The sequence below is a fragment of the Arenibacter echinorum genome (assembly GCF_003259375.1).
GTDB classification, from domain to species: domain Bacteria; phylum Bacteroidota; class Bacteroidia; order Flavobacteriales; family Flavobacteriaceae; genus Arenibacter; species Arenibacter echinorum.
The window spans coordinates 151,612-164,517 of sequence record NZ_QLLN01000005.1; the positions used below are offsets into that span (position 1 = coordinate 151,612).

The following is a 12,906-nucleotide window of genomic DNA, read 5'->3' on the forward strand; positions in this document are numbered from 1 at the left end:
GTTGGCAGTCCCTTACACACCAAACTTGCCCGGGTTGTTAATCATGTATTGTAATAATCTTCCTATTTCCAAACTTCCTTCAATAAGGTCCCGTTTGTCATCCGCTGATATGTATTGACAAGATTCGGCAAATTCCAACCAAACCTGAGTTTCCGAGTTTTCACTATCAGCATCTGTCAACTTGCTAATAAAATGTTTTTCATATCTCCTTTTTCTGTAGGCCTCCCCAATATTGGCACATACAGAACGGGATGATCTTCTAATTTGGTCGGTCAAAGCATAGGTTTCTTCTTTAGGAAAGGATTTTGACACTTCAAAAATATCCATTGCCAAATGAAATCCTTTTTGATAGGCCAACAATTTTTTGTATCCCATGCCCTATAATTTGCAATCCTGCTTCTTAAATTAACTGCCAACTGTCACTGAAAACTGTCAACCATTTAAGGATAATATTATTTCATCCCCTTCATGGCCCCCATCATTTGCATCATCTTTTTACCGCCACCGCCTTGCATCATTTTCATCATTTTGCTCATTTGATCAAACTGCTTTAACAATTGGTTTATTTCCTGAATGCTGGTACCACTGCCTTTGGCTATTCGTTTTTTACGGCTAGCATTTAATTTGGCCGGGGTAGAACGTTCATCAGGGGTCATGGAATGTATTATGGCCTCTATATGTTTAAAGGCGTCATCATCTATATCCAATCCCTTTAAAGCCTTTCCTGCTCCTGGAATCATTCCCATAAGGTCTTTAAGGCTACCCATTTTTTTAATCTGCTGGATCTGGCTTAAGAAGTCATCGAAACCAAATTTGTTCTTGGCTATCTTCTTCTGGATTTTCCTGGCCTCTTCCTCATCAAACTGTTCCTGGGCCCTTTCCACCAAAGAAACCACATCACCCATACCAAGAATTCTCTCGGCCATGCGCGAAGGATAAAAGACATCTATGGCATCCATCTTTTCTCCGGTTCCTATAAACTTAATGGGTTTGTTTACGACCGACTTAATGGAAATAGCTGCACCACCACGGGTATCCCCATCCAATTTTGTGAGTATAACCCCGTCAAAATTAAGAATGTCGTTAAATGATTTGGCAGTATTAACAGCATCCTGCCCAGTCATGGAATCGACCACAAACAGGGTTTCCTGAGGCTGAATAGCTTTATGGATATTGGCAATTTCTTTCATCATTTGCTCATCCACAGCCAAACGACCTGCCGTATCTATAATAACTACATTAAAACCATTGGCCTTTGCATGGGCAATACCCGCTTTTGAGATGGCAACGGGATCATTATTTCCCCGGTCCGAAAAAACCTCAACCCCGATCTGTTCCCCTACAACATGAAGTTGGTCTATTGCCGCAGGTCTATATACATCACAAGCCACCAACAATGGCTTCTTTGTCTTTTTGGTTTTAAGATAATTGGCTAATTTTCCTGAAAAGGTAGTTTTACCGGAACCTTGTAAACCGGACATTAGGATTATGGAAGGCGCACCGGACAAATTGATGCCCTCTGCGTCTCCGCCCATAAGCTCCGTAAGCTCGTCCTTCACCAATTTTACCATTAACTGGCCAGGTTGAAGGGAGGTCAACACATCCTGTCCCATTGCCTTTTCCTTAACCTTATTGGTAAACTCCTTGGCAATTTTAAAGTTGACATCCGCATCCAAAAGTGCCCTTCGCACTTCCTTTAAGGTTTCCGCAACATTGATCTCTGTAATTTGCCCATGTCCTTTTAGAACATGTAACGCCTTATCCAACTTTTCACTTAAATTATCAAACATAGTCTTACTGTATTATCAGGAAAGCGCAAATTTAAGAATAACTGCCGTAAGTGTGAAGCTTGGGATGAAAAATATAAATGTAAAAAAAGGGCAGCTTCCGTAAGAAGCCACCCTTTTCCAAAAATTGGGGCAAAATTTTTATTTCTTTTCGAAGACCAAAACCTCTAGGCTGTTCTCATTAATCATCTTCAACTCTATACGTTCATTGGTAATGGAGACAATTTTCCAGTCATCCATTAAAACTTGCATAGCAGTCGCCAAGCCAAAATTAAGATAACATTTCAATTCCCCTTCGCTATCCCTGATTATTCTCCAAAGTCCTGGGTAGGTAGGTCCGGTTTCCCCTGTTGTAACATTAACGGCAAGTTCGGCCTGAAAGGCAAAGGTAAATGCGGCATAATTTTGGGTTTCATCATTATCACCCTCCATATATTTTGCAATCATCCATTCGCCACCCATCATAATATTTCTAATCTCGGCAACATCGTCATCATCGGAATTATTATCACAAACCCTTTCCAAAATAAGCTCATAGTTGGAATCCTCAATACTAAACCCTAAGCGTTTGTCCCTAAGGTCGGACAACAACCATTCAAAGCTAACCCCTGGCTCGTCTCCCATGGTAATGGCCATTACCAAACGTCCTTGGGCATTGGTAGTAATGGCCCATGTTCCTTCGGAAATAGTGGACTCGTTACTTAAAGTTACCACTCCTTCAGCTTGAAAACTAAACTCGTATCCCAACAGCCTATCAACATCTTCGTTGTTCAACTTCACTTTTTTTATGACCCAGCTACATTCCTTCAAAATTTCCCTCAAGGTATCTGGTGTATTATCTACGATACCACATGCCTTTTTCATTATTATCCTCTCTCCTTCACCGGCATACAATTTAATTTTACCATCTTCCAGATCATAAACAAACCACTCCAGATCAAAATCGGCCAAGGCTTCAAACTCTAACTTCAACAACACCCTGTTCTCTCCAATTCTGGTGCTCCAAGTACCCATTAAACTGTTACCTACCCTATCTTTCATTACTACGTTTCCGTCTTCGGTAAAATTCATTACGTAGTCAAAATACTGACCTGTATTGTCTACATTGGCCCTTATTACTTCATTTACCAACCAAGGACAGGCAACAAGATATTCTTCCAAACGCTCTTGTGTAAAGTCATCGTCATAATCGTCATCATCATCGTCATCACATTTACTTTTGGCAGTTTCAATAGCATTGGCCAATTCGGCATTATTACTTACGCTAACCGTGGTATCATCATATAGCTCCAATGTAATGGGGAAATCAAAACTCAGTAGGTCATCATCACCACGTTCCGCAAAATAGCGTCTTAGCTGCATATCATTTTCTACGGTTACATTACCGGTTTGCTGCAGATTAATATCAAAGGAATATACCACTATTGGATACACAAAATCTATACATTCTATATCATCGTCATCCCCACCTTCAATACATTGCTCGACCTTTTCACGAAGTTGTTCCTTGTTGCTTATAGTTATTTCCGTATAATCCGACAAGGTTATCTGTATGGGAAAAATAATTTCCAAAATATCATCATCTACTTCTACCTCATTAAAAAGTTGCTTAATCAACTTTAAATCTTCAACAGCATCTATATTAATATCTAGGCCATTTACGTTTACCACATAAGGAAAGTTGATTGCAAAACAACTTGCCCCATCCACAATATTGTCATAGGAACCATCTTTAGAGGAAGTTCTTTTTATTAATTGTGCCGTACTGGAACTTGCCAATATGGCTTCCTGACTATCCTCACCAGGCAATTCTTCAAATTCTTCCTGGCAGGAAGTAAAACTTAATGCCACAAGAAGTAGGCTCGAGAACATTAAATATGACATAAACTTTTTCATAACGATTTGGTTTTTATTTGTTCGTATATCTCTAAAACAACTCACTTTTAAAATACCCTACCCAATTTTTCGTTTTTTTTAAAATATCTTTGAAAAAATTAAAAACGACCAGGGTTGAAAGCTATCAAAGAAGAACATGTATGCAAGGATGACGTTTACGCCACAATCTTCAGCACTTATTCCAAAACGGTCTTTAACTATATATATTATAAGTTTGGCAACGAGGAAAAAGCGTATGACGTTGTACAGGAAGCATTTATAAAATTATGGGAAAATTGTTCCAAGGTTGCTCCGGATAAAGCAAAGTCATATGTATATACCATTGCCAACAATTTATACCTGAATGTTTTAAAGGCGGAAAAAGTAAGATTAAAATACGCGCCGGAGACCAATACTGTTGTAAATGAGTCACCGGACTTTTTATTGGAAGAACAGGAATATAAAGAAAAATTGGAACGGGCGTTGGCGGCTTTACCCGAAAACCAACGTACTACCTTTTTATTGAATAGGATCGATGGAAAGAAATATGCAGAAATAGCGGAGATGGAAGGTGTAAGTGTAAAAGCCATTGAAAAAAGAATGCATCTGGCCCTAAAAACACTTAGGGAACAGATTGAAGGTATATAAGACAAAGAATTGAGTATATAGTAATGAGTAAATGAGCTATTGGATTGTTTTATGCTGTTTAAGGTTATAAAATTTTCATTTTATTCTGCTTATTCGGCAGTCCCAATCCCAATACTCAATACTAGGATCTCAGTACCAATATTAAATATTTAATTAAAAAGTAGGGTATTTTCTTTTTTGATTGTTATACCTATATAAAGCTAGAAACCATGCAAGAAAATTATTTGGCAAAATGGCTCAATAACGAACTCACGAAAGAGGAGTTGGTTAAATTTAAGGAGACCAAAGAGTATGCCTCGTATTTAAAACTACGGGAAGCCACCAATAATTTGGCAGCGCCAGACTTTGACATGGCCAAGGCTTTTGAAGACCTCAACAAACACAAGGCTTCCACTAAGAGCAAAGTAATTAAACTTAATCCCTATAAAAAATACATGGGCATCGCTGCTGCTATAGCCTTGATTTTTGTTGCCTCCTTTTTGTACTATGGCAATTTAAACGAAGAAATAAGTACGCAATATGCCGAAAGGGCCCAAATAGTGCTCCCGGATGCATCGGAGGTTCAACTAAATGCCGATTCCCAAATTTCGTACAGCAAAAAAAATTGGGCAAAAAAAAGAGATATAGCACTGAACGGAGAAGCTTTTTTTAAGGTTGCCAAGGGCAAGCGTTTTACCGTAACAACAGAAAATGGAACCGTAACCGTTCTGGGTACTCAATTTAATGTAGAAAATAGAAAAGGCTATTTCGAAGTAGCCTGTTACGAGGGTTTAGTAAGTGTCATCTACAACAAGGAGGAGGTTAAACTTCCCGCTGGTAATTCTTTGGTGGTTATAAATGGTGAATTACAGGCCTTGAAAATACCAAATACCAAGGAACCATCCTGGATTAGGAATGAAAGTAGCTTTAAGAGTATTCCATTGAAATTTGTTTTGGATGAATTTCAAAGACAATTTAATATTGAGGTCGCTACCGAAAATATAGATACCAATCAATTATTTACAGGATCCTTTAGCAATACCAACAAGGAATTAGCGTTGCAAAGTATAAGTACTCCTTCTCAGATCAAGTTTAAATTAGAGGGGAATAAAGTGCTATTCTATGCTGAAACACCATAAATACATTGTATTTCTTATTGCCCTATATGTATTTCTACTAGTTCCTTATTCCAATTGGGCACAAGAAAATGGTGCTCAAAAAGTAAATTTAATTAGCTATTTGGAAGAACTGGAACGGGAGCATAACATTAAGTTCTCATATGTGGATGAGGACTTGGGGCAGTTACAGTTTTCTATTCCGGATACCGATTCACTACCCCAAATACTGGAAGAGCTCCACAAACAGACCCTATTGGACATTACTAAACTCAATGACCGCTATTTTGCCATATCCAAAAGCAAGTATGTGGATATCTGCGCCAATGTGGTAGACAACTTTGAGAACAGTACCATCATGAATGCAACTGTGGAGGTTTTGGGCAGCAATATATCCCAGATTACCGATTTGGAAGGACAGTTCTCCTTAAAGGAAGTGCCAAGAAATGCCAATATCGCGATCAAACACCTGGGCTTTAAGACCAAATATTTTAGCGCGGAAGAACTAACTGGCAACAATCCCTGCAAGACTATTTTATTATCTCCAAATTACCAGGAACTGGAAGAAGTTGTTGTATATCAATTTCTTACCACTGGTATTACCAAAGAACCAGATGCCAGCATTGAGCTCAATACGGACAAATTCGGGATTTTGCCCGGACTTATAGAACCCGATGTTCTACAGACCATACAGGCATTGCCTGGAATTAAGAGTGTAGATGAGACCGTGTCCGATATTAATGTCAGGGGTGGCACCAACGATCAAAATTTAGTCTTATGGGATGGTATAAAAATGTATCATTCCGGACATTTTTTTGGTTTGATTTCCGCCTTTAATCCCTATTTAATCGAAAATGTGAACATTATAAAAAATGGGACCAGCGTACAATATGGCGATGGAGTGAGCAGTGTAATAAATATAAATACCAGAAACAAGATCAGCGATTCATTTGCGGGAGGGGCAGGATTTAATTTATTAAGTGGCGATGTTTTTGGACAGCTACCTCTCTCGGAGAAAGTTTCCGTTCAGTTTTCAGGAAGGCGATCCACCACGGATTTTATAAATACCCCAACTTACAATCGGTATTTTGATAAAGTGTTTCAGGACAGTGAGGTAAAGGAAAATGGTAACTCCTCCAATCCCGAAAACACAGTTAGGGACGAAAATTTTTATTTTTATGACTTTACGGGCAAACTGCTTTACGACATCAATAAAAACCAAAAGGCCCGATTAAGTTTTATCAATACCAACAACCACCTTAAATACACTGAAAAAACAGAGGATGGCACTGCCAACAGTTTATTGGACCAGACCAATCTTTCCTTCGGCGGGAGCTTGGAAAGTAAATGGACCCGCAAATGGAGCACCCATTTAAACCTGTATTACACCCGTTATAATTTGGATTCCCAAAACATCCCATCCCAATCCCAACAGCTTTTTCAAAGCAACCAGGTACTGGAAAAGGCAATAAAGCTGAACACCAATTACAATTTGGGACAGCACCTTAATTGGTTGAATGGATATCAACTTAATGAGGTAGGCATTACCAACTTTACACAAGTTACCCAACCCGCCTATAAAAGCAATATAAAAGGGGTAATAATGACCCATTCCCTATTTTCCGAATTGGATTACAGCTCGAAAAATGAAAAATTCAATGCCAGAGGCGGACTTAGACTGAATTACATCAAAAACTTAAAGACCTTTAAAACTTTTGATGAGGTTATTCTAGAACCTAGATTAAACTTAAATTATACTTTGACAGACGGACTTAAGACCGAATTACTGGGAGAATTTAAAAGTCAGACCACCAATCAAATCATCGATCTGGAACAAAATTTTCTGGGGATTGAGAAAAGGCGATGGATACTTTCGGACAACGATTTATTGCCCATTACAAAAAGTAAACAAATTTCCCTTGGGCTAAACTATGATAAAAATACGCTTTATGTAGGTGTGGAAGGGTTCTATAAAAAAGTGGACGGTATAAGTACAGCTACACAGGGATTCCAAAACCAAGATCAATTTAGCGGCGAAATAGGTAAGTACGATGTATCGGGAATAGAATTCTTGATCAACAAAAAAACAGCAACCTATAGCACATGGTTCAGTTATGCTTATAACACCAATAATTACACTTTTGAGAATATAACACCCAACCAATTCCCCAACAATTTGGACATTAGGCACACTATAACCTTTGCAGGCACCTATACTTATAAGAGTTTTAGAATGGGACTTGGCGCCAATTATCATACGGGAAGACCATACACCAAGCCACAGGAGGGCAACAATTCTATAATCCTGAATGTTTTCCCCAACCAAATCAATTACGAGGAACCCAACAGCAGTAGACTCCCGGCATACTTAAGGGCAGATGCCTCGTTTATCTATAACTTCAAGATTGGCCAAGGTATAAAATCCTCGTTAGGGGCTTCCGTTTTGAACCTATTGAACAAAAAAAATATCCTGAACATATATTACAGGATAAATGAACAGAACGAAATTGAAACCATAGAAAGGGTTTCCCTAGGCATTACCCCCAACTTTAGTTTCCGAATGAGCTTCTAGTGGATCTCAAGCTATTTTCACTATTATCACCAACCAACTTACCTAAAAATAATGGCCTTGGATATATGTCATAAAAAACCGGAAGCTTTATGATAGAACCTATCCAAAACTCCCGGCATATAAATAAATAATCAATCAAATTAGTTGCTCAAATCCTTAATCCTAATATTCCTAAAGGCCAGTTCGGCACCATGTCCCAAGAAACCAATATGACCTGTATTCCTTTCCAATCCTGGGTGTTCCTTATGGTCCGCCGTCCCGTTCTTGGATGCTTCTTTCCAATCTCCATCCACAATGACGGTGCCATTCAAGGTAATTTTAACGTGATTCCCCTTAACGATTACCTCTTGTGAATTCCACTCCCCTACCGGGTTCAGAGCCCCTCTTTTGGCAGCAATAATTCCGTATACGGACCCATGGTACTGGTAAGGTTGTAAATTGGCATAAATCTCGGCCGTATCGTCCAAAATCTGCAATTCCTTACCCTCATAGGCAGCATCCCCTTCCAATGGTGCATGGATACCCAAACCATTATTGGCGCCAGGTGTCAATTTAAAATCGAACCTAAAAATGAAATCCGAATATTCCTCAGCTGTAAACAAGTTGCCATGTCCACCTCTTTTAGGTCGTACCAAAAGCTCATTATTTTCCATGATATAGTCGGTCTTATTTCCTACCCAATGGTCAAGATCCTTTCCATTCAACAAGGATTTAAAACCCTCCTTTTTTTCTTCTTCCGTCAACTGGTCATCACCAGAACCAATTTCCCTCACATAAATATTCCTAAAGCCCAAATCTTCCCCATGGGCCTGCAGCTCAATAGCCTCTTTGGCAAAAATAGCCTGTTTGCGATCCCAATAGTTCTCCAGGACCACATTGTCTGTAACCAAAACTCCATTTAAGTGTACGGTAACACGTTCACCCACCATTTTTATTCTAAAGGTATTCCATTCATCAATAGGGTTATCCGCCACTTGTAACGGCTTGCTCTCATGCTTCTGATTGTTGTACAATCCGCCTGAACCCACTTGGGCACCAGCATCTACCCGGGCAATGTCCCAAATTTGAACCTGAGGTGTGCCCCTCAAATAAATACCACTGTCACCACCATTGGTAATCTTCCAATCCACTAACATTTCAAAATCGCCATAATCCTTAACGGTACAGATATTATTATAACCTTCTCCTTTAAAACCGATAACACCGTTTTCAATATACCAATCCTTCATCATTTGCTCATTGGCTTTGGCCTGTTCGGCCGCCAATTTTCTTGCGGACATTTTGGAACGTGCAATTGGGTTTTGCACCAATCCTTCCCATCCTGTGAAGTCCTTGCCATTAAAGATCGATTCAAAGCCTTTATCTGTGGGCATTTTATCTAAAAACTCCTTTACATCAATTTTAATATACTGACTATCCGGCCCTGTAAGATTATCGATACTTCTAGAGACTATATCCCTGACCAATTCACCACTTAGACCATCCTGCTTACCTGGAGTTGGCAAGGCAATGGCAATTGCTACATTTGAAGCTGTTGTCAAAAGGTCCTTGTCATTTAAATATTCGGAAACAAAAATTAAGGAAAGAAAGGTTTTTACATTCCTTGTTGCAGAAAGCACCTGCTTCTTTTCAGCTAGGGTTTTGGCCTCCGGCATTAATTTCCTGACTAGTAACAACTTCTGATCATCTGGATAATCCGATCCTCTTACCTTGGAAAGATAGTTATCAAAAGCATTTTTTCTTATGGCATCATCAGAGCTAGTTGTTGCCGTTTTAAAAAGAGATGGCAAAGCATCATTGTTTTTCCAACTGGACAAGGCATCCAAGGCAATCATTTTCTCTTTATCATTACCTGTAGAAAGTATTTGGGATACCAATTCCAACGCTTCTTGGTTACTTAATGAAGCTAACACCGGCAATAATTTTGACTTATCCGCAGCCTCCTTATATTCCTTTAACACCGCGTCCGCAAATGTGCCATTACTTTCGTCAAGAATGTTTAAAATGGCCAGCTGTGCATTTTTCATGTTGTCCGACTTATCGGTCTTGTTCAATAGATTTATTAATGTTGAAAAATCCTTGTCCAATGAAATAGACGGCAAAGCCTTGTAGACCACAGCAGTAACATTTTCACTTCCTGAACCAATATAGCCCACTAGGGTATCAAATTGATCCGTAGCATTCCTGGCCGCCAAGACATTTACCAACACTTCCTTGCCCGCCTCATTTACATTGGGGAGCTGGCCAGCTAATAACCCACTATCCTTGGCATCGCACAATCTCAACAAGGTTTCCTCAATGGCACTATATTCCTCAGGGGTAGTAGCCAATTTTAAATTGTTGAACAATACCGGCAAGGCCTTGTTCTTATCTTGATAAGACAAAGATTTTATTCCGGCTTCACGCACAGAAACATCCTTGTCTTCCACCGCGTTCAAAATAACCTTATCAAAAACAACCGTTTCATCGCTTTTGCCAAGCATTCGAATTATAAGTGGCTTAATTTCAGAAGATGACTTCTTATACTGTTTTGCCCAAAGCGCAACCTCAGTGGACGAAAGGTCGGAACCGGCTGCATCCAATACGGCTCCAACATAATTCTTATTGCTGTTCTTGGATTCCTTTAACAAAGTCTTGGTAAAGGCAGTGCCTTCATTGGCACTCAATATATGTATTCCTGCAGAGCGATAATGCAATTGGTCGTCCATCCTGCAATTCTTAAGCAAAGCGTTGGCCACAGTGTTACTCAAGCCTTTATTGCCTTTCTTTTGCAGTTTATTGCCATAGTGGATAAAGGCTATAATACTTTTAGTATCATCCATTTGATAATTGGAGCTCTCAACTGCCTTTTCCAATACCTCATAAGAAGTTGGACTCCCTATTTCGGCCAACGCCATCAAGGCTCTTTGTTGAACGATTTTTGAGGATGAATTTACCCTAGCTTTCAAAACTTCTTCTGCAGGAATAAATTGTAAGGCTCCCAAAGCCTCTATAAAAGCAGCTTGTTTATTTACGTCCCCTACCTCTGTAGCCTCTAGAATAGCCAATGAAGCATCAGTTGTACCTATGGCCGTTAAAGCGGCCAATGCAGGCTTAAACAGGTCGTTATTGGAAAGATACTTGCTTAATGCCGGAACGCTTACATCTGTTCCAACATAAATTAGTCGATCCATTAAAAAGGTCTTTACCTCATTGTTGGAGGCCGACCCCAGTGCATTTAACAGGGCATTTTCAACTACACCGTTCTGTATTTTGGATTCTTCCCCTCCACTATAGATAGCCACACTCTGTATGGCATACCTTGCCTTGGTATCATCCCCAGTTCCTAGAGGAACTAGCTTATCAGTAATTTTTAGGATCCCATCCTCACCCAAGTCGATTATTTCCTGCATTAAGCGATCTGAATGACCCAGGTCTTCCGTTGGCAATTGCATCAAAATATCGGCTACCTTGGTGTCCAAGGTTCTATTGTCCTGTGCGCTAATGGCAAGTGTGCCCACAAATAGCATTAGCACACCTATGTTTTTATATAATGTATTCATTTTATAATTCTAGTATTTGGTTAATAAGCCCAAGAGGACCTCATTGGTTGATCTATTAATCTATTGGCTTCCTCATCATTGATAAACTCCTGTTTTACCGGATCAAACTCCAATGTACGCCCCAATCTCAAAGCGATAATGCCCATGTTCACAACGGTGGCGGAACGGTGACCGTTCTCCTCGTTAAGGGCAAATTTCTGTCTGGTTTTTACCGATTCCGAGAATACGGTAATCTGCTCCTCGGGATCTGGTATACTATTGATTAAGCCCTCTATATTGGGGATGGTAGATTTAAATCCGTTATATATTTTCCCATTAGGCCCTTCAATATAAGCAGCATCCTTATCCCTGTTTTCGCCATCCAAGATAATTTGACAACCATCTGCATAGGTATAGGTAATTCTTCTCCAGGTACCTATGGCATCATAGTGTTGCTCTGGTGCATCCACCTCAACCTTAACTGGACTGGTGTTATCCTTTCCTAAAAAGTATTGTACAGGATCAATATAGTGCTGGCCCATATCACCCAATCCACCGCCATCGTAATCCCAATATCCCCTAAAGGTACCGTGAACCCTATGTGGATGATAAGGCTTTTCCGGGGCTGGCCCTAGCCACATATTATAATCCAACTCTCCTGGTACAGGTTGTGGCGCAAGATTTTCCTTGCCCACCCAGTAAAATTTCCAGTTAAATCCAGTAACCCCACTAATGGTGACCTTTAACGGCCATCCCAGAGCACCACTATCCACTACCTTTTTCAACTTCTTTACCGGAGTACCCATCCCGTAAAAATTATCCTTAAAACGGAACCATGTATTTAAGCGGAACATTTTCCCGTGCTGCTGCATAGCCTCCACTACTTTTTTACCTTCACCTATTGTCCTTGTCATTGGCTTTTCGCACCAAACATCCTTACCTGCTTCCGCAGCCATAATAGACATAAGACCATGCCAATGTGGTGGAGTGGCTATATGCACAATATCCACATCAGGTCTCTGCAAAACTTCCCTAAAGTCACGGTATCCCTTTACACCACTTCCCACTTTTTGAAGGGTGCTGGACAGATGATTGGCATCAGCGTCACAAATAGCTAAAAGTCTAGTTCCTTCATAATCCAAATGTCCTTGGCCCATGCCCCCAACACCAATTACGGCCTTGGTCAATTGATCACTTGGCGGAATAAAATTCGTCCCTCCCATGACATGTCTTGGAATTATACTGATTCCTGCAGCTGCCACTAGTGACTTTCTAACAAAATCCCTACGGCTGGTTGATTTTTTCTCCATCTATACTTATTCTATTAATTAATTGAAGTTTCAATATTTAAACCCACAAAGTAAAACTGTAATGCGTAAAAAAAGGGGTAATATTTGGGGTAACAATAT

8 protein-coding genes are annotated in these 12,906 nt (G+C 39.8%); 3 read left to right on the forward strand and 5 right to left on the reverse strand.

Going from position 1 to position 12,906, the window contains the following annotated elements; translation table 11 throughout:
* Positions 1-12: 12 nt before the first annotated feature.
* The 3 genes from LV92_RS13915 to LV92_RS13925 all read right to left on the reverse strand — a co-directional run bounded on the left by LV92_RS13915 (position 13) and on the right by LV92_RS13925 (position 3,683).
* On the reverse strand, positions 13-375 hold the full coding sequence (locus LV92_RS13915) for a four helix bundle protein (protein ID WP_111624262.1): 363 nt from the start codon (positions 373-375) through the stop codon (positions 13-15).
* Between the two features lie 77 nt (positions 376-452).
* Positions 453-1,790: a signal recognition particle protein gene (ffh, locus tag LV92_RS13920; protein ID WP_111624263.1), complete on the reverse strand. Its 1,338-nt coding sequence runs from the start codon at positions 1,788-1,790 to the stop codon at positions 453-455.
* 138 nt (positions 1,791-1,928) lie between these two features.
* Positions 1,929-3,683 carry a hypothetical protein gene (locus LV92_RS13925; protein ID WP_111624264.1) on the reverse strand — a complete coding sequence of 585 codons (1,755 nt, stop codon included), beginning with the start codon at positions 3,681-3,683 and terminating at the stop codon, positions 1,929-1,931.
* 114 nt (positions 3,684-3,797) lie between these two features.
* On the opposite strand from LV92_RS13925, the gene LV92_RS13930 reads away from it, so the two are divergent.
* The 3 genes from LV92_RS13930 (at position 3,798) to LV92_RS13940 (ending at position 7,976) form a co-directional block, all read left to right on the forward strand.
* Positions 3,798-4,310, forward strand: coding sequence for an RNA polymerase sigma factor (locus tag LV92_RS13930; protein WP_111624265.1), 513 nt, complete (start codon positions 3,798-3,800; stop codon positions 4,308-4,310).
* A 209-nt stretch (positions 4,311-4,519) separates the two neighbouring features.
* The gene (locus tag LV92_RS13935; RefSeq protein ID WP_111624266.1) at positions 4,520-5,428 is read left to right on the forward strand and encodes a FecR family protein; all 909 of its coding nucleotides are present in this window, start codon (positions 4,520-4,522) and stop codon (positions 5,426-5,428) included.
* A complete protein-coding gene (locus LV92_RS13940; protein WP_111624267.1) occupies positions 5,412-7,976 on the forward strand; it encodes a TonB-dependent receptor in 2,565 nt (854 codons plus the stop codon). The genes LV92_RS13935 and LV92_RS13940 overlap by 17 nt, the downstream gene beginning before the upstream one ends.
* Positions 7,977-8,116: 140 nt before the next feature.
* On the opposite strand, the gene LV92_RS13945 is transcribed toward LV92_RS13940, so the two are convergent.
* Together LV92_RS13945 and LV92_RS13950 are read right to left on the reverse strand one after the other, a co-directional pair.
* Entirely contained in the window at positions 8,117-11,518 is a 3,402-nt protein-coding gene (locus LV92_RS13945) for a DUF1080 domain-containing protein (RefSeq protein WP_111624268.1), read from the reverse strand.
* A 20-nt stretch (positions 11,519-11,538) separates the two neighbouring features.
* A complete protein-coding gene (locus tag LV92_RS13950) occupies positions 11,539-12,807 on the reverse strand; it encodes a Gfo/Idh/MocA family oxidoreductase (protein WP_111624269.1) in 1,269 nt (422 codons plus the stop codon).
* Positions 12,808-12,906 lie beyond the last annotated feature (99 nt).